Raw genomic sequence first — 16,491 nt, 5'->3', positions numbered from 1 at the left:
TCCCTATGGAGAAACTCTGGCCGAAATGGCAGTTCAGCGGCAACGCTCGAATAATCCGGGTGTTCCGGTTACCCGTGGAGTTTCACGCTTTGGTCATCGGTCGTCACGTTAACCTGCACGGACATGCTGTCGAAATCGGTATCGTCGCCATCGTAACTTCCCGATAGCGGGATCGCCTGTCGCGGATCGCGAGCGACACCCACGCGTATCAGGTCGCGATTGCCGACGATACCGTTGGTGGGATCGAATTCCACCCACCCGGCGCCGGGAAGATAGACTTGGCACCAGGCGTGGGTCGATCCGCCGCCGAGCGTTATCGAGCCGTCGCGGTCGGGCACGTAGATATAGCCGGTCACGAAACGCGCCGCCAAGCCGAGCGACCGCGCCGCTTCCATCATCAGCAGTGCGAAATCGCGGCAGGTGCCGCGGCGCAGCTGCAAGGTTTCGAGCGGCGGTTGCGTCCCGTGTTCGGAGCGCCTGGCGTAGATGAAACCCTCGTGGAGCGCGAAGCACATGGTCATCAGCAGATGGCCCGTTTCGGTGGCATGGCCGACCCTGACGAATTGCCGTGCCCATTTGCCAACCCGGTCCTCTGGATCGGGATAGTGGCGCTGGATCGTCCTCTCCAGATCGAAGGCTTCTTCCGGATCGTATACGAACGGATAGGTGAGTGCCTCTTCGTCGATCTGGAAGTCCATCGCCACCTGCGGCGTGTGGTCGAGGCGGATATTGGTTTCGAACCGTAGTTCGGAAGACGCCTTCGATATTCCGACCAGCGCGACGCAATTGCCGAAGACATCATGGATCCACCGGACATAGTCCGGTTTTGGATAAACGTTGAGCTGGGAACTCAGTAAAGTCTGGTCGAAACTATCCCGCGGCCTGAACATCAGCCTGTGTTCGCCGAACTCCACCGGCCTCGTATACCGATAGGAGGTGACATGCCGGACGGAAAATATCGTCATCCAATTCACCCCAAGAGCAGTAAGGTCGGCACGCGCTGGCGCGGGGGCTTTCATCGAACCCTGCTTAATCACCGCTATAACAGCCGCCATGCCAAGGCGATAGGAAAAACCAGCCGCACCCGGTAAATTACGATAATCCCGAACGCTGCATAGGAACCCCGAGAGGGGTTACCTCACTGGTCTCGACGCTGCAGCGGATATTCACCGGCGTCGTAGAGTTTCTGTATCTGCGTGCTGTCGAACCGGGCTTCTTCGACCTCGAGAATGGACCCGCGCAACAGGGACGCAGGCATGACCTCGATTGCAAAACGCAAGGCTTCGGCCACGGTTTCGAACCGCTTGTAGCCAAGCCTGCTCGTTCTCTTCCAGTTCTTGCACGGGTAGAGCCCCGCGCCGGCATTGTAGTTGAAGGCGGCCATGCTGGTGTCCTTGTGGTCGAGGAGATGTGCGAGGGGATGATCCGAACGAATAACCTCGTCGGAACAATCCGCGTCAGGCCGGCTGCAATTGCGATGCGCGCCTCTGGAGGCGCTCCTGCTTTTGCGCGAGCTTGAGTTCCCGGCTTCTCAGCGCTTGTCTCTGGCGAAATTCCTGCAGCTTCGCTGCATTGGAGCCTTCTTCTGCATCGGGTTTGCGAAACAGATTCTGGGCGGCATGGCGGACAGTATCGATCATTGATGTAACCTTAAAGGATAGACTGCGGGACGCGACAACGGCCAACGCAAGAATTCTCCAGCCGACGGGGCGGAGTTCGACGTTCGCAAAATCAAGGGTGTCGCCAAGCAACCGGCGGAGCCGGGAGGATCAGGTAGCCGAAAAGGCTGAAAACGTGAATCATATATGGCGAAATAATGCGTCAGTTTCAAGTCTTGTCTCAAAACGGATAGGCGGTGCTTGCCATGGGCGGGAATGAGGCCCATCGTGGCTGGTCGGCTGCAACTGGCAAGGGCGCAGCCGCCTGAGGGACCCGATGCGAGCCCTAGCCCCGACGACCAAGGAGGGGCACGATGTCCTCACGATCCTCGCATCCGAATTTCCAGCTTTATTTCGAGAAAATGCTGACGAACAACCAGCCGCAGGCTGAACAATCCGCAGAAAGCTGCCCCGACGCATCGAGCCTGCATGCCATCTTCCGGGGTATGCCGATCCAGGGACCGCCGCTGACGGGTTCGGAGATTTGGCTTGGTGGCATCCGCGCCACCCGCGTTTCGAAGAAGCCTCCCGGATTGCGCTAGCCGGCAACGCTTTCCGCCGACGCAGGGATTGGAAATAGGATCACATCTCCGCGCCCGATGGGAGCGAATGGTTGAAGAACACATTTCCCGAGAAAGCGAAACGCAAACGATCCAGCAGCGACCGGATGGCAATCATCCCTGTCGCCTGCTTGAGCCTGCGAATTTCGAAGGGGGCCGGCGTCGGAGGCGCCGTGGTACGGCGCCTCCTGCCCGAAACATTATTTCGGCTTTTTGCCCAAGGTGAGACCGCTGCCGGCGAGCTTGACCTGTGCGCCTGCGGGCGCGGCCGTCACGGCTGCAGTCTTGTCTTTTTTTGGTTTGCGAGTTTCGCGGTTACTTCGTACCTGGCCTTTAGCCATTTTGTCCTCCTTGGGCGGCGATGGATAGTGGAGAGTGAAACCGTTGTTCGGCAGACAGGCATGCAAAGCGTGAAATGACGGATCTGCGAAATCCTGCCTTTGCCAGCCGAACTATCAAAGCTGCGGTGTTACGGTATCTCTGTGTTTGCTCAAAGAAGCCGATATTGCGGCCCCAAAGCTCTTTTCGGGATGATCGCCAAAACGGGCAAGCATCATGGCTGCTCCCGTCGTGTCTGCCCGACCGCCGACAAGCATTCCGCTTGGCTGCGTACGCTCACTGAATTGGTGAAGTTCGATATTTTCCCGGTATCCGGGGCCGCTGACGCGGACCAGGTTGCGGGAGGTGGTCTGAGAGAATTCGGAAGACATGACGTCCTCCTTTCATTGGGGCCAGGGCGTGAAAATCCTGAAGCAGCAGCGCCCTTTATATAGCTGCTGAAGTCGTCATCATGCGCCGGACTTGCGCCAAAGGCAATGTGCGGGGTTGCGAGAAATGCCTTGCTCAAGACATAGTTGACCGATAGGGGTTACCATCGAAATTGGTTGTCGAGCTTCGTTTTCACGCCTTTTGCGTTCGAGCTGATCTTTCCTTTCAAAATCGATCTCTTTTGTCGCTGGCATTTTGCCGGACGGCGACCTGTGTTCGATCGGAAGGATCATCTTCATGAGCAACGGAATCGTAAAATTTTTTAACACCTCCAAGGGTTTCGGCTTTATCCAGCCCGCCGACGGATCGACGGACGTGTTCGTCCACATCTCGGCCGTCGAACGTTCGGGAATGACCTATCTGGCTGAAGGTCAGAAGGTGAGCTTCGATGTCGTGCGGGACAACCGCACCGGCAAGAATGCAGCTGAAAACCTGCAGATCGCCTAAAGCCAAAACCGACTCCGGTCTTTGACCACGGATGTACCGGCACGGACCGTTGAAGCGAGTCGGGTGGCTAGCCCCGCTCGGCCTTTCTCTTCGAATAACGAAAGAATTTCCATGAAAAAGACAGATGCAGAACAGCAGATAAAGCGGGCCCAGCGCCAGGTCGTCAATACCAGCGGCGGCGGCCATCTCGGCGGCACCAACCACGGCCAGGGCTATGACGCCAAGACCTCTTCCGCAAAGGGCAAGGCCGACAAAGGCCGCAAGGCCGGCGGCAAGAACTAAGCATCACATTATGCGGGCCGAGGAGCACTTCGGCCCGTTTTTACTTGCGCTTGGGAGCAACCGGCTGTTTCTCCGGCTTTCGGGGATGGCCCGGTGCGATGGGATCGCTTGCCGGAAAAGTCTCTTCGAGCGACTCTTCCAGGTAATCGTCCTGCTCCTTGGCGATATCTTTGGCGGACGTTCCGGGTGAAGGCCTCTCTTTTCCCATTTTAGAGCTTCCTCATTGATCGACCCCGTAATTCTACTCCCGTTTCTTCGCCGGCAGAAGCAGGAATAAGCACCGGCATGTTCAGGTAGGCCTTATCGCAACGACCTGCGGAAGCCGCGCAGCGAGAAGGCAAACAACACCGTTGCGATGACGAACAGCCACGCAAATTGCGGCCAGACCACCGAGAACCCGGCGCCGCGGTAAAGGATCGCCTGGGCGAGCAGGATGAAATGTGTGTTCGGCGCAGCGAGCATGATCGTCTGGATCACTTCCGGCATGCTCTCGCGGGGCGTGGTCGCGCCGGAGAGGATCTGCAGCGGCAGCAGCACCAGCATCAGCAGCAGGCCGAACTGCGGCATCGAGCCCGCAAGCGTCGCGAGCGCGATCCCCATCGCGGTTGCAGCGAGAAGATGGAGCGCCGCCCCCGCCATGAACAGCACGATCGATCCCTCGACCGGAACCTTCAGCAATCCCTGCACCACGAAGATCAGCGAAAGCAGGGTGGCGACGAACACCACCAGCCCCATTGACCACACTTTTGCAGCCATGATTTCGAACGGCGTCAGCGGCATCACCAGAAGATGCTCGACCGTGCCGTGCTCCCGCTCGCGGATGAGGGCGGTGCCTGTCAGGATGATCGCCAGCATGGTGACGTTGTTGATGACGTTCATCACCGACGCGAACCACATCTGGTTGAGTTCGGGATTGAACCGGGCGCGTAATGCGAGGTTCACGGTCGGCGTTCGACCGTCGATATCCGCGGCGGCAAAACCGGCGACTTCGGTCGAGACGATATTCTGCACATAGCCGGATCCGGAAAACGCCTGGGTCATGCGGGTCGCATCGACATTGAGTTGGACGACGGGGGATTTGCCGGCGATCAGGTCGCTCTGGAAGTTCGGCGGAATATCGAGTGCGAACGTGTCGGTGCCGGCATCCATGCGAGCATCCATCTCGCCCGCCGTGATCATCGCCGGCGGTTTGAAATAGGGCTGCAGGAAAGAGTCGGCGATCTGGCGCGAGAGCGGCGAATTGTCCTCATCGACGATCGCGATCGGCGCATTGTTCAATGTTTCGGGAACGGCTTTTGCTTCCGTATAAACGGCGATCGTGAAGGAATAGACGATCAGTCCGAGCAATATCGGATCGCGCATCAGCCCGCGCAATTCCTTGATCCCGAGGTGGACGATATTGGCGAGCCGCATCCGTCACCGTGCCTGTTTCTTGAGAAAGACGGCGCTCGCCGCAATCAGCAGCGGCCCGGCAACAATGAGCGGCAGGAAAGCCTCGAAGAGGTTTTCGAAGCCGAGGCCCTTCGAGAAGGTCCCTCGCGAAATGATGTTGAAATAGGTCGTCGGATAGATCTGGCCGATGACCGCCCCGATGCCCTGCAGCGAGGAGACCGGATCGATCATGCCGGCAAACTGCACCGCCGGTATGATCGTCATCAGCGTCGTCCCGAAGATCGCGGCGATCTGGCTCGACATGAAGGTCGAAACAAGCAGGCCGAAGGCGGTCGCGAAAGCGACATAGAGAAGTGCTGCCGCGGTGAAGGCAGCTAAGCTGCCGGTGAACGGCACCTGGAACACCAGGATCGCAAACAGCCACAGGAGCACGGCGTTCATCATGCCGAGCGCCAGGTAGGGAAGCTGCTTGCCGATGAGGAATTCCAGCCGCGTCACCGGCGTCACGTAGAAATTGACGATCGAGCCGAGTTCCTTCTCCCGCACCACCGACAGCGCCGCGAGCATCGCCGGGATCAGCAGAAGCATCAGCGGAATGACGGCCGGCACCATCGCCACCAGGCTTTCGATGCCGGGATTGTAGCGGAAGCGGGTCTCGATCGAGAACTGCCCCTTGGCGGCATCGCCGTAGATCTCGCGCGCCTTTTGCGCCAGCCAGTGGGCGTGCATGCCCTGCACGTAGCCGCGCGTCGTTTCCGCCCGTTGCGGCATGGCGCCGTCAATCCAGGCGCCGATCTCGACATCGTGGCCGCGGGCGACATGTTCGGCGAAACCCGCCGGGATTTCGATCGCCAGCTTCAGCGAGCCGTCGCGCGTGCGCCGGTCGAGATCGGCATAATCGCCGAGCGGCGGCTGCTCGACGAAATAGCGGGAACCGGCGATGTCGGCGATATAGTCGCGGCTGGCGACCGTGTCGTCCCGGTCGAGAACCGCGAATGTCAGGTCCTTGACGTCCATGTTGATGCCGTAGCCGATCACGAACATCAGGATGACGCTGCCGATTAGCGCCAGGGTGGCCCGAATGGGATCGCGGCGGATCTCCAGCGTCTCGCGAAGACTATAGCTCCAGATGCGAAGCGGGTCGAAGGAGCGGTGCGGCCGTGCTCCGGCGAACTTGCGCCCGTCGTCTGCCGTCGAGGGTGCCGATGCGGATGAGGCAGTCGTCTCGCCGATCGCATCTTCGAGATAGGCGATGAACGCTTCCTCCAGCGTTGTGGCATGGCGGCTTTTGCGGATCGCATCGGGCGTATCGCTCACCAGCACCTTGCCGGCATGCATCAGCGAGATGCGGTCGCAGCGCTCCGCTTCATTCATGAAATGGGTGGAGATAAATATGGTGACATGGTCTTTGCGGGAGAGCTCGATCAGCGCCGCCCACAACTGGTCACGGGCGATCGGGTCTACGCCCGAAGTCGGTTCGTCGAGGATCAGCACTTCCGGCGAATGGATCAGCGCCACCGCCAGCGAAAGCCGCTGCCGGACACCGAGCGGCAGGGCATCGGGCAGCGCGTCCATGACGTCCGCAAGCTCGAAACGCCGGCCCATGTCCTCGATCCGTGCCGGGATGGTGTCGGCAGGCAGCTGGAACAGCCGCGCATGCAGGTCGAGGTTCTGCCGGACCGTCAGTTCCGTATAGAGCGAAAAGGCCTGGCTCATGTAGCCGACGCGCCGCCGGACATCCATGTCCTTCGGATCGACCGTCTTGCCGAACAACTTCGCCGTGCCCTCGCTTGCCGGCAGCAGGCCGGTCAGCATCTTCATCGTCGTGGACTTGCCGCAGCCGTTCGAGCCGAGGAAACCAAAGATCTCGCCGCGGCGGATGCGGAAGCTGACATCGTCCACCGCCGTGAAATCGCCGAAGCGCATGGTCAGGCCTTCCGCCTCGATGGCAAATTCGGCCTCGTCGAAATCTGCCGGCGGATGAAGCGGAATGGCTTTGTGTGTGGCGCGCCTCTCCTCCGGCATCAGCGCAATGAAGGCATCGTCGAGCGTGGCGGCGCCGGTATGAGCAAGGATCTCGCGTGGTGTGCCGGTCGCCAGCACCTTGCCGGCATCCATGGCCGCCAACCAGTCGAAGCGCGCCGCTTCCTCCATATAGGCGGTCGCAACGATCACGCTCATCTCCGGTCGCTCTCTCCGGATATCGTCGACGAGGCTCCAGAACTGCCGGCGCGACAGCGGGTCGACGCCGGTCGTCGGCTCGTCGAGGATCAAAAGGTCCGGATCGTGAATGAGGGCGCAGCAAAGGCCGAGCTTCTGTTTCATGCCGCCCGAAAGCTTGCCGGCGGGGCGATCCTCGAAGCCCGACAGGCCGGTGCGTTTCAGAAGGTTAGCGATGCGGTATTCCCGCTCCTCGCGGCCCTGGCCGAACAGGCGGGCAAAGAAATCGGCATTCTCGAACACCGATAACGTCGGATAGAGGTTTTTGCCGAGCCCCTGCGGCATATAGGCGATGGCCGGGCAGGTACGGTCCCGGTGACGGGCGCTGCGCATGTCGCCGCCAAGCACTTCGACCTCGCCCGTCTGGATCTGTCGTGCGCCGGAGATCAGCGAAAGCAGCGAGGATTTGCCCACCCCGTCCGGGCCGATCAGGCCGATCATACGCCCGGACGGCACGTCGAGGCTTATGCCGTCGATGGCGCGCGTCTTGCCGTAGGAATGGCCGACATCCGTCAACCGCGCCACATAGGCAGGTTCTACCTGGATGCCCTTCGCCTGCTGCACGGGGCTCATGGGGTGATCGGCCGTGACAGCGCCGCCGGCCACTCTGCGGCGGGATCGAGCTTCACATAGGTCCGGCCCGGCAGCCCGGTCTTGACCTGCGCGATATATTTCTGGAGCAGTTCCGGAGAGACGCGCGCCCGCAGGCGGAACATCAGTTTCTGTCGTTCCTCCTCGGTCTCCACCGTCTTCGGCGTGAATTGCGCGACATCGGACACGAAGGATATCCGGGCCGGAATGACATATTGGGGAGCTGCGTCGAGAACGATCCGGGCCTCGCCGCCGATCGGGGTGCGCCCGGCTTCCCCGGTCGGTAGGAAGAACGTCATGTAGACATCGCCGACATCGAGGATGTTGAGCACACGGCCGCCGGCAGCGACCACTTCGCCCGGCTGAGCCACGAGATATTGCACCCGTCCGTCGCGCGGGGCTTTGAGTTCCGAATCGCGCAGATCGGCATCGATCCGCGCGACAGTCGCCTGCACGGCCTCGACCGAGGCCCCGGCATCCACGACCTGAGACTGCGCCGCACCGATCGCCGCATCGGTCGCCGCAAGGTTGGCTTTGGCTGCCGAGACGGTCGCCACTCCTCCCTCGACCCTGGCGCGGTCGTCGTCCAGCAATTGTTCGGAAACGGATCCGCTGCGGCTCATCTGCTCGCTGCGGGTCAGCCGCTTGCGAGCCGATTGCAGCTGGACCTCGTTCTGGGAGACTGTTGCGGCCGCGGCTTCCTTTTCCGCCTGGCGCTGGACGACAAGGCTTTTCGCTGTTTCGATGGCGATCTTCGCCCTTGCAAGCTGGGCCTCCGCTTCCCGCTTCTGGGCGACGAGCTGTTCGATATCCATGCGGGCGACGATCGCGCCGGCTTTGACGAAGTTGCCTTCCTTCACCAGAATATCGGAAAGGCGTCCCGCGGTTCTCGCCGCGACATCGATTTCGACTGCCTCGATGCGGCCGTTTCCACTGGCAATTCCCTGCATGGCTCGCTCGGCCCGAAGGTCCTGCTGATACCGCCAGCCGAAATAACCGGCGGCACCTACGACTGCGACAATGATGGCGGCTTTTGCGATACGGTTCAAAGGGAGGCTCCATGAACGCTGATGTCAGGCAGTTCTCGTATCTGTCCATCACGGGCTTTGCGGTGATCTAAGTCAAGCCGTGGAGGGGTTTCGCCGGCGCCCGGCACTTCGACATGCAAAGCCGGATTTGGGCTCCTGCTTTATGGCTGTCGTCGTGCCGCGAAATCGACGAGGATCGGCTGCTGCCCCTTCAATATCTTGCGCTCCGCCTCGTCGAGGCTGAACCAACCGGCCCGGTCGACTTCCGGAAACTCCTTCATCAGCCCCGATTTCGGCGGCCACTCGATCCGGAACGTGTTGCTGACGATCTTCTCGACGTCGATATCGGCCTCGATCGACCAGGCGAGCACCCGCTTGCCGCCCGGCTGGCGGTATTCGCCGAGCCATTCGAAGTTGCCGTTAATTCTCGCTCCTACCTCCTCGAAAACCTCTCGTTTCGCGGCCGCCAGTTCGTCTTCTCCTTCATCGACAAGGCCCTTGGGAATGGACCAGGCCCCTTCGTCCTTGCGTGCCCAGAACGGCCCGCCGGGATGAACCAGAAACACTTGCCGATCTCCGGCGGCGTGGCGGAATATCAAAAGACCTGCGCTGCGTTTCGGCATGGCGAGAGCTTTCATCTTGGAGGCAGAAGCGGGGTTTATGATCCTAATTGATCCTCAGATAGTGCGCAGCAATCTGAAATTCCGCTTTCGATTGACGAAGATCATGGCTCGGGCCGGTGCCGGTTCTAGGCTTTCCTTCCATAGGCCAATCAAGGCGTTATGCAGAGGAGACAGACAATGTCATTTAAGACAGTGCTCGCGATGATCGGCAATACGGATCCAACTGCTGATCTCGCCCGTGCCATGGAGACCGCGATCGAACTCGAAGCGCATCTTTCCGTCGTGGTCATCGGCCTCGCGGTTCCGGCAACCATGGGTGATTTTCCGGCCGGCACGGTGTGGCTCGACCAGCGGGACGAGGACTTGAGATTGCTCGACGGCATCCGGAAACAGGCGGCAGCCGCCTGCACGACGAATGGTCTGTCGTTCGACATCGACGTCATCTACTCTGAAGGCGTTTTCGTAGGCGAGGAAATTCATCGCCGCGCACTTTACGCCGATGTGCTGGTGATCGGAGACGGCGTGCGCGGCGATAGCGTTCTCACCCGGAAAATCGTCGACGGCGGCGTGTTCGAAGCGGGCCGCCCCCTTCTTCTGGCGCCGAAGAACCTCAGGACGACCCTGAAGCCACGGCGGGTTCTGCTCGCCTGGAATTCCCGCACTGAGGCGGCTCGGGCCGCACGCGAGGCCCTGGAGATGATGACCTGGGCCGAGGAGGTGCATGTCGTGCTGGTCGATCCGGACAGCTCCTACTGGGTCAGCGGCGGCGAACCCGGCGCCGATGTCGCTGCCTATCTCGCCCGCCACGGGATAAATGTCGTCGTCGAACAACTGGCAAGCGGCGGCCGGCCAGTGGAGGATGTGCTCGAACGGCACGCGCTCGAGATCAACGCCGACCTCATCGTCATGGGCGCCTACGGACATTCCCGCCTGCGGGAGCGGGTATTCGGCGGCGTGACCGCTTCGATCCTGGAGAAAAGCAAGCTGCCGGTGCTAATTGCCCGGTAGGCCCGGGGCGCGATTTGCCCTGCCTCCCACCCATCGGCGGGGGCAGGATTATTTAGGTCTGCATCTTACGGCAAACGGTTGAAGAGCCGCGAAATTCCCTCTGTTTTCCTGTCGCGAGCGACCGTGGATGCCACCTTTGTGCCCTGGCTATGGGCATCAGCCAACAGGACGTGTCGAGCGGCAATAATTTCCGCTCGGACAGACGTTGGGCGCCGATCCAGTTTACGAAAAGTTCTCCAGCACAGCCATGAACGTATGCCGGTCACCCTGGCCCTCAGTGAGCCGCACACGGCCTTCGATGTCAGCAAGATGATGGTCCATCAATTGCTGCGCCTTCATTAGGTCCTTGGCTTTCAATGCGGTCACGATCAGACGATGGTGATCGGCGCCGCAGTCGTCCTGCTTCTCTTCCTCGTAGAGGGCCATCACGAGCGAGAGGCGGGCAACGATCTTCGACAGCATTTCGGTCATGACCGCGTTGCCGCCGAGTTCGGCGAGCACGATGTGAAACTTGCCGGAAAGGACAGTCTTCGATTTCTCGTCGCCGTGATGATGGATCTGCTCTTCCTCGTCCGCCAGCTTTTCGAGAGCGTCCAGCTGCTCCGCTTCGGCGCGGTTCATGACCAGTTCGAGGATGACGTGCTCCAGCTTCCGGCGTGATTCGAAAAGAGCCCTGGCTTCTTCGATCCCAGGTTCTGCAACGAAAGTGCCGCGATTTTTCTTTCGCTCCAGAAGATGGTCGCTCTCCAGTACGCCGAGGGCTCCTCGGACGACCGTCCTGCTGACACCGAAATGTTCGGCGATCGCATCCTCCAGAATCTTGGTTCCCGGCTTCAGCGCGCCTTCACCGATTGCGGTGCCAAGCGTTGTCCGGATGCGCTCTGAAACATCGTCGTTGTTGGTCTCAGTGGTTTCCGCTGCGCTATGCGCTTTCGGTACTGCCTTGGCGCTTTGACGGCGCGTCCTTTTCATTTCCTGCTCCAAATGCCCTTACGGCAGCATTATTTTTTCCATGAGAATATTCCTGCGTATATGCCTATCTCGACAAAAATCCAGACTTTCCCATGATTTTAAAGGGCATCGGCAGCGCATGCCGCCGATGCTGACGGACCGGTCGTTCAGGCCGCCTGCCGCTTTGTCGCCGGCGAAGAAAGGGAGATGCCGTTTTCGGCGCAAATGCTTTCGACATAGCGAGCCGAGTCCTTGATGAAGATCACAGATTCCTTGTAGCCGTAGGACTGCTTCTCATAGGTGGGGTAGCCGTACTGGCTGGCTTCGTACGCTTCCCAATCCGGAATTTCCCCCGAGGTGACGCGCTTCTCATAGGCGTCCACCATGGCGATATAAGCATCCAGCTCTTCGGCGTTGAGATCCGGGTGGCCGGCGCGCCAGATCGGATCGTCGATCTGGATGCACTGGCGCGGATTGGCTTTCCGGGGCTTGTCTTCGACGGATGCGGCAACTTCCAGCGAAAAATTCAGATCTGGGTTCGCTGTTGCGAGGATGGGAAGGATCGAGCCGAAATCGACGATACCGCCGCCGACCGGACGGGTCTGGAAATCGAGGCCACCGGGTGCTCGTCCGACATAGGCGTCCTTCACGTGGGTTTGGCGGACATGGGGTGCGACGCGTTTTGCGGCAAAGACCGGATGTTCGGCGTGCTGCAGACCGTTGGCCGTGTCGAAGACCACGCCCATGCAATCCTCGCCGATCTTTTCGATCAGCCGAAGAATTTCGAAGGAGGTGATCTCGTCATGGGTCTCCATGTTGAGGTGAACGCCATTGGCGCGGGCCACAGGTGCCAGCTTCAGCAGAACCTTTTCGATGGCGAGCAACTGCTCTTCCCAGGTGACGTCGGTCCGGAACCGGTCGTTCGCCAACCTGCCACGATATTCGGATTTGAAATTGCCGGGCGATACCCAGAGTTCACGGCAGCCGATGGCAGCGCCTGCCTCGATCATCCGGGAGAAGCCGAGAATGATGTCGCCGTCGCCGATTGCCCGGAACTCCGGAGCCTCGGCGCTGCAATAGGGATTGATCTTGCCGACGCCGCTTTCGAGATAAAGGCCGAGTTCATCGGCCTTCGCCCTGATGTCGCGCAGTTCGACTTTGTCCAGCGTCGGGCTCATATCGAGAACCGTGGTGAAGAAAAGACCGCCGAGACCGAGTTCCCTGACATGGTCGAGGCTTGCAAGCGGCCCGCGCTTTACGGCTTCGGGAAGTTTCTGTGCATCAATGCCGAGTTTCATGGTTTGCTCCTTGGGATTTCCTGATCGGATACGCTGCGCTGGCGATCCTTGCTTGGTTGGGTTGAACGATGCCGGCGACCTGTCAGGCCCGTTGCCGGGTCTCCTTTTGCGAGCCGCCAGACGGGCCTTTGGGCACGAGTTGCTTTTCGAGAAAATGCTGGCCGATCGAGGCGACTGTGGTGATCGCGAGATACCAGAGCGATGCAACGCACAGCAGTTCGATGACCAGAAAGTTGCGCGCATAGATCGCCTGCGCCTGGGTCAGCAGGTCCTGCATGCCGATGACGGAGACGATGGCACTGGCCTTCAGCATGCCGATGGCTTGGTTGCCGGTCGGTGGAACGACGAGGCGGACCGCCTGCGGCAGAATGACTGTCCGCAAGGTTTGCAGTGGCCTCAAGCCCAGAGACGATGCCGCTTCACGCTGTCCACGATCCACCGCCGTCAGGCCGCCGCGAATGATCTCGCTCATATTGGCGGCCTCGTGCAGACCGAGCGCTAGGAACCCGGCGACCGCGGGAGTGACCAGATCGTTGATCGATATCGTATAGGCGCCAAGACCAACCTCGGGGATAAAAAGTGCGATGTTGAACCAGAAGAAGATCTGGACGATCAGCGGCACGCCCCGAAACCACCAGACGAAGCCGACGGCCATCGTTTTCAGCACGATATTCTGGCTGGTGGCCATGATGGCCACGATGCAGCCGACGGCAATCCCGGCCACCATTGCTCCTGCCGTCAGTTGGAGCGTCAGGACGACGCCGCCTAGGATCATCGGATCGATCATGAAGCGAGGGATTTCGCTCCATTGAACGCTCTGGCTACGGCCGATGATCATCATAAGGAGGGCCAGCGCGAGGATCGCGCTGGTACCGGTCGTGATTTGCCCCCACCGTATCGGCTTGCCGACGGGAGGTGCCATGGCGATGCTGACGGGTTGAGCAAAAAGGGACATGGGCTCAATCCACCGGCATGCTGGCGGCGTCGTTGACTTTGACCGTCTTCACGGCGAGCGGACCAAGGCTCCATTTTTTCATGATGGTTTCATAGGCGCCGCTATCGACCATGTGCTGAAGGCTCGCCACGACCGTGTCGCGAAGCTGTGGGTTGTCCTTCGATACCAGCATGCCGAGATATCCCACTGCGAGGCGGACATCCGGAAGAGCCTGCAGGCCGACGCCTCTGCCGGTCTGGTTTGTCGTGGTGTAGACGCTCGTGGCATAACCGTTGACGGTCGCATCGGCGCGGCCGGTGCGCACTGCCTGCAATACGTCAGGCATTTTCGGGATGGACATGATGTTGATCGGCGTGGCGCACTTGGCAGACGCGGCCTCCACCATGCGCCCCTGGAAAGTGCCGACCGGCACGGCGACCTTCTTGCCGCAGAGATCCGCCATGCTCTTGATGCCGAGCGGGTTGTCCTTGATGGTCATGATCGTGGTCGCGTCATACATGTAGTCGATGACATCGACCTGCTTTTCCAGTTCCGGATCATCGTTGATGCCGGAGACGGTCATGTCGAAACGCTTCGACAGGATAGCAGGAACGATCGCGGCCCCGGCACCAACGTCGGTCATCTGCACGTCGATGCCGAGAACAACGCCGAGGGCCGCGGCGATATCGGCATCGATGCCGATCAGCTTTCCATCCTCTGCGCGGAAGCTGATCGGCGGGGTGAGGTCGGTTGCGACCTTGAGGACCTTCGACGCCTTGATGGCAGGCGGCAGGCCGTCTGCCAGTTTTTGGTTGAAGGCCACGCCCGGCAACTTCGCCACGTCCGCCTCCGGCACCATCTTGACTGCCGGACCTTCGGCTGCCTGTGCCGACAGGGAGAGCAAGGCTGCGAATGTGCCGGCAAGTCCGCTTCTCAGAATTCCGTTGATGCTGTTCATGGGATCCCCTTTCGTTGTTTTGCTGTGTTTGAATTCTCGGGGATTTTGAAGCAATCGCCGTGCCAAGTTGACAGACTGATTCCTAAGTTATTGAGAATGAAGCCAGATATTTCTCATCGTCGATATGCGCATATTTTTTCGAAGATAGATTCGAGAGTTAATACGAATGTAAGTGCATAAAATTTCATCGAGCTCAACGTTGCTGTCATGGAAAACGCCGGCTCAAACCCAATTTAGCTCCAATTGTGGGGATATTTTCCTAGTTTTGAAGACGAAAGCTCTGCAATGGGCGCGTTTCCGATAAAACGTGGCGTGAATTCTCCCCGCCGGCTACCAGGTCTCTGCTCAAGAACTAAACTATCGAGGCCAAATTATATGCAGCCGTACTGATTTATTCAGATGCAAAAATCTGTGATAATAAACTTGCGAATTTAATCTCGTAAAAAATAACATATTTAAAACATCACCTTGCTTCGATTCTTCAGGTGACAGTTTGGAACTGGCATGGTGCTTGCAATTCGATGGGCATGAACCAGACCCTGACCAGATTTTTTAGCCAACGACATATCCGCTTAGCTCCCGGTCGCTACTCGCGTCCCATCGTTGCGGCAGATCATGGGGGAATTTGCATGCCTCATATTGCGAACTCGATTGAAGGAAAGCAGCTCAGTGTCAAAGACCTCACGCACAGTTATGGCGGACAGAATGCCGTCAGCGATGTGTCCTTTGAGGTCAACGCTGGAGAAATCGTCGCACTCCTCGGGCCAAGCGGCTGCGGCAAATCTACGGTACTCAGGGCTATTGCAGGCTTGATCCACCCAAAGTCTGGCCGAATGGTGCTCGGTGGGGCCGACCTTGCCAACGTATCAGCCCGAGCTCGTGGCATCGGCATGGTCTTCCAGAACTATGCGCTGTTCCCGCATCTGACCGTGGCCGAGAACATCGCCTATCCACTCGCCTGCCAGCAGGTTCCGCGTGCCGTACGAAAGGCGCGCGTCGAGGAAATGTTGTCCCTCGTTCGTCTCGACGGTTACGGCAATCGGCTTCCACGCGAACTGTCCGGCGGCCAGCAGCAACGCGTCGCGGTTGCCCGCGCCATAGCAGGACGCCCTTCGCTGCTTCTGCTCGATGAGCCGTTCGGCGCACTGGACCGGGCGCTTCGCTTCGACCTGCAGGTCGAGCTTCTGCATCTTCAGAAAACGCTCGGGATCACAACGCTGATCGTCACCCACGACCAGGAAGAAGCCCAGAGCTTGGCAAACCGTCTTGTCCTGATGAGCAAGGGTAATGTCGAGCAGATCGATACGCCGATGGCCGTCTATGACCGGCCCAACACGCTGTTCGTCAACACTTTCATCGGGCAGGCCAATATTCTCCATGGAACGGTTGCGCGTCTGGATCCTGAAGCCACGGTGATCTGCTTGCCGAGTGGCAAAACCCTCCAGTTGCCGCGCCGCCTGAATTTCACCGCCGGATCGAAGGTCACCGTCACCTTCCGACCGGAGGAGGTTCGGCTGACAAGCCAGCCAGGCGAAAATTCGCTTGCGGCACGCGTGACCGTATCCGTGCCGCTCGGTCCGACGCTGGTCCACGACCTCGTTCTCGACGACGGCACTAATCTGCGTGCGTCCGAGGTGCGCGGCCCTTCGACCTTCGTCCCCGAAACCGGGACGCAGGTTTTTGCCGAGATCGACACCGCACGAGCCCATGTCTTTCCGGGCGAACCGGAAGTCTCCCAGTGAATGAAGCCAGTGAATGAAAGCCGTCAATCAA

At 59.7% G+C, this 16,491-nt stretch carries 19 protein-coding genes; 5 read left to right on the top strand and 14 right to left on the bottom strand.

Features of this window, described 5'->3' with window-relative positions:
- Nucleotides 1–68: 68 nt before the first annotated feature.
- The 3 genes from MOV61_RS08265 to MOV61_RS08255 all read right to left on the bottom strand — a co-directional run bounded on the left by MOV61_RS08265 (nt 69) and on the right by MOV61_RS08255 (nt 1,751).
- Nucleotides 69–965, bottom strand: coding sequence for a transglutaminase family protein (locus MOV61_RS08265; RefSeq protein ID WP_038540031.1), 897 nt, complete (start codon nt 963–965; stop codon nt 69–71).
- Nucleotides 966–1,138: 173 nt separating this feature from the next.
- A complete protein-coding gene (locus tag MOV61_RS08260; RefSeq protein ID WP_038540034.1) occupies nt 1,139–1,384 on the bottom strand; it encodes a hypothetical protein in 246 nt (81 codons plus the stop codon).
- A 73-nt stretch (nt 1,385–1,457) separates the two neighbouring features.
- Nucleotides 1,458–1,751, bottom strand: a complete 294-nt coding sequence (locus MOV61_RS08255; protein WP_247136225.1) for a hypothetical protein — start codon at nt 1,749–1,751, stop codon at nt 1,458–1,460.
- Nucleotides 1,752–1,972: 221 nt separating this feature from the next.
- On the opposite strand from MOV61_RS08255, the gene MOV61_RS08250 reads away from it, so the two are divergent.
- Entirely contained in the window at nt 1,973–2,200 is a 228-nt protein-coding gene (locus MOV61_RS08250) for a hypothetical protein (protein ID WP_247037980.1), read from the top strand.
- A gap of 218 nt (nt 2,201–2,418) precedes the next feature.
- Here the strand turns inward: MOV61_RS08250 and MOV61_RS08245 are convergent, their stop codons facing one another.
- Nucleotides 2,419–2,559, bottom strand: a complete 141-nt coding sequence (locus tag MOV61_RS08245) for a hypothetical protein (protein WP_167551667.1) — start codon at nt 2,557–2,559, stop codon at nt 2,419–2,421.
- A 114-nt stretch (nt 2,560–2,673) separates the two neighbouring features.
- On the bottom strand, nt 2,674–2,928 hold the full coding sequence (locus MOV61_RS08240) for a hypothetical protein (protein ID WP_038540046.1): 255 nt from the start codon (nt 2,926–2,928) through the stop codon (nt 2,674–2,676).
- Between the two features lie 295 nt (nt 2,929–3,223).
- On the opposite strand from MOV61_RS08240, the gene MOV61_RS08235 reads away from it, so the two are divergent.
- Complete coding sequence (locus MOV61_RS08235; RefSeq protein ID WP_038592822.1) at nt 3,224–3,433, top strand: cold-shock protein; 210 nt, start codon at nt 3,224–3,226, stop codon at nt 3,431–3,433.
- A 111-nt stretch (nt 3,434–3,544) separates the two neighbouring features.
- Nucleotides 3,545–3,715 (top strand): hypothetical protein, encoded by a 171-nt coding sequence (locus MOV61_RS08230; RefSeq protein WP_167551668.1) that lies wholly within the window; start codon nt 3,545–3,547, stop codon nt 3,713–3,715.
- A gap of 40 nt (nt 3,716–3,755) precedes the next feature.
- Here the strand turns inward: MOV61_RS08230 and MOV61_RS08225 are convergent, their stop codons facing one another.
- The 5 genes from MOV61_RS08225 to MOV61_RS08205 all read right to left on the bottom strand — a co-directional run bounded on the left by MOV61_RS08225 (nt 3,756) and on the right by MOV61_RS08205 (nt 9,569).
- Nucleotides 3,756–3,923 carry a hypothetical protein gene (locus tag MOV61_RS08225; protein ID WP_167551669.1) on the bottom strand — a complete coding sequence of 56 codons (168 nt, stop codon included), beginning with the start codon at nt 3,921–3,923 and terminating at the stop codon, nt 3,756–3,758.
- Nucleotides 3,924–4,015: 92 nt separating this feature from the next.
- Entirely contained in the window at nt 4,016–5,128 is a 1,113-nt protein-coding gene (locus tag MOV61_RS08220) for an ABC transporter permease (protein WP_247136224.1), read from the bottom strand.
- 3 nt (nt 5,129–5,131) lie between these two features.
- Entirely contained in the window at nt 5,132–7,900 is a 2,769-nt protein-coding gene (gene rbbA, locus MOV61_RS08215; protein WP_247136223.1) for a ribosome-associated ATPase/putative transporter RbbA, read from the bottom strand.
- A complete protein-coding gene (locus MOV61_RS08210; protein ID WP_247136222.1) occupies nt 7,897–8,967 on the bottom strand; it encodes an HlyD family secretion protein in 1,071 nt (356 codons plus the stop codon). Before MOV61_RS08210 ends, rbbA begins: the two co-directional genes overlap by 4 nt.
- A gap of 140 nt (nt 8,968–9,107) precedes the next feature.
- Complete coding sequence (locus MOV61_RS08205; RefSeq protein WP_247136221.1) at nt 9,108–9,569, bottom strand: NUDIX domain-containing protein; 462 nt, start codon at nt 9,567–9,569, stop codon at nt 9,108–9,110.
- A 177-nt stretch (nt 9,570–9,746) separates the two neighbouring features.
- Here MOV61_RS08205 and MOV61_RS08200 point away from each other — a divergent pair, with 177 nt between their 5' ends.
- Complete coding sequence (locus MOV61_RS08200) at nt 9,747–10,577, top strand: universal stress protein (RefSeq protein WP_247136220.1); 831 nt, start codon at nt 9,747–9,749, stop codon at nt 10,575–10,577.
- Between the two features lie 222 nt (nt 10,578–10,799).
- Here MOV61_RS08200 and MOV61_RS08195 read toward each other — a convergent pair whose 3' ends face one another.
- The 4 genes from MOV61_RS08195 to MOV61_RS08180 all read right to left on the bottom strand — a co-directional run bounded on the left by MOV61_RS08195 (nt 10,800) and on the right by MOV61_RS08180 (nt 14,718).
- Nucleotides 10,800–11,549, bottom strand: a complete 750-nt coding sequence (locus MOV61_RS08195; RefSeq protein WP_038540060.1) for a GntR family transcriptional regulator — start codon at nt 11,547–11,549, stop codon at nt 10,800–10,802.
- Nucleotides 11,550–11,695: 146 nt separating this feature from the next.
- Nucleotides 11,696–12,826 (bottom strand): sugar phosphate isomerase/epimerase family protein, encoded by a 1,131-nt coding sequence (locus MOV61_RS08190; RefSeq protein ID WP_247136219.1) that lies wholly within the window; start codon nt 12,824–12,826, stop codon nt 11,696–11,698.
- An 82-nt stretch (nt 12,827–12,908) separates the two neighbouring features.
- Complete coding sequence (locus tag MOV61_RS08185) at nt 12,909–13,781, bottom strand: amino acid ABC transporter permease (RefSeq protein ID WP_247136218.1); 873 nt, start codon at nt 13,779–13,781, stop codon at nt 12,909–12,911.
- 4 nt (nt 13,782–13,785) lie between these two features.
- Nucleotides 13,786–14,718 carry an ABC transporter substrate-binding protein gene (locus tag MOV61_RS08180; protein ID WP_247136217.1) on the bottom strand — a complete coding sequence of 311 codons (933 nt, stop codon included), beginning with the start codon at nt 14,716–14,718 and terminating at the stop codon, nt 13,786–13,788.
- A 629-nt stretch (nt 14,719–15,347) separates the two neighbouring features.
- Here MOV61_RS08180 and MOV61_RS08175 point away from each other — a divergent pair.
- Nucleotides 15,348–16,460 (top strand): ABC transporter ATP-binding protein, encoded by a 1,113-nt coding sequence (locus MOV61_RS08175; RefSeq protein WP_408962361.1) that lies wholly within the window; start codon nt 15,348–15,350, stop codon nt 16,458–16,460.
- Nucleotides 16,461–16,491: the final 31 nt, after the last annotated feature.

It is taken from the genome of Neorhizobium sp. BETTINA12A, assembly GCF_023006485.1.
Taxonomy (GTDB): domain Bacteria; phylum Pseudomonadota; class Alphaproteobacteria; order Rhizobiales; family Rhizobiaceae; genus Neorhizobium.
The sequence above is the reverse complement of the archived record's forward strand: the minus strand, read 5'-3'. Positions and strand labels throughout refer to the sequence as shown.

Excerpts from the sequence above, each read along its gene's own strand:
- MOV61_RS08220 (WP_247136224.1), bottom strand. The coding sequence starts at position 5,128 with ATGCGGCTCGCCAATATCGTCCACCTCGGGATCAAGGAATTGCGCGGG.
- MOV61_RS08190 (WP_247136219.1), bottom strand. The coding sequence starts at position 12,826 with ATGAAACTCGGCATTGATGCACAGAAACTTCCCGAAGCCGTAAAGCGC.
- MOV61_RS08245 (WP_167551667.1), bottom strand. The coding sequence starts at position 2,559 with ATGGCTAAAGGCCAGGTACGAAGTAACCGCGAAACTCGCAAACCAAAA.
- MOV61_RS08240 (WP_038540046.1), bottom strand. The coding sequence starts at position 2,928 with ATGTCTTCCGAATTCTCTCAGACCACCTCCCGCAACCTGGTCCGCGTC.
- MOV61_RS08265 (WP_038540031.1), bottom strand. The coding sequence starts at position 965 with ATGACGATATTTTCCGTCCGGCATGTCACCTCCTATCGGTATACGAGG.
- MOV61_RS08195 (WP_038540060.1), bottom strand. The coding sequence starts at position 11,549 with ATGAAAAGGACGCGCCGTCAAAGCGCCAAGGCAGTACCGAAAGCGCAT.
- MOV61_RS08225 (WP_167551669.1), bottom strand. The coding sequence starts at position 3,923 with ATGGGAAAAGAGAGGCCTTCACCCGGAACGTCCGCCAAAGATATCGCC.
- MOV61_RS08260 (WP_038540034.1), bottom strand. The coding sequence starts at position 1,384 with ATGGCCGCCTTCAACTACAATGCCGGCGCGGGGCTCTACCCGTGCAAG.
- MOV61_RS08180 (WP_247136217.1), bottom strand. The coding sequence starts at position 14,718 with ATGAACAGCATCAACGGAATTCTGAGAAGCGGACTTGCCGGCACATTC.
- MOV61_RS08175 (WP_408962361.1), top strand. The coding sequence starts at position 15,348 with ATGCCTCATATTGCGAACTCGATTGAAGGAAAGCAGCTCAGTGTCAAA.
- MOV61_RS08205 (WP_247136221.1), bottom strand. The coding sequence starts at position 9,569 with ATGCCGAAACGCAGCGCAGGTCTTTTGATATTCCGCCACGCCGCCGGA.
- MOV61_RS08200 (WP_247136220.1), top strand. The coding sequence starts at position 9,747 with ATGTCATTTAAGACAGTGCTCGCGATGATCGGCAATACGGATCCAACT.
- MOV61_RS08230 (WP_167551668.1), top strand. The coding sequence starts at position 3,545 with ATGAAAAAGACAGATGCAGAACAGCAGATAAAGCGGGCCCAGCGCCAG.
- MOV61_RS08185 (WP_247136218.1), bottom strand. The coding sequence starts at position 13,781 with ATGTCCCTTTTTGCTCAACCCGTCAGCATCGCCATGGCACCTCCCGTC.
- MOV61_RS08235 (WP_038592822.1), top strand. The coding sequence starts at position 3,224 with ATGAGCAACGGAATCGTAAAATTTTTTAACACCTCCAAGGGTTTCGGC.
- MOV61_RS08250 (WP_247037980.1), top strand. The coding sequence starts at position 1,973 with ATGTCCTCACGATCCTCGCATCCGAATTTCCAGCTTTATTTCGAGAAA.
- rbbA (WP_247136223.1), bottom strand. The coding sequence starts at position 7,900 with ATGAGCCCCGTGCAGCAGGCGAAGGGCATCCAGGTAGAACCTGCCTAT.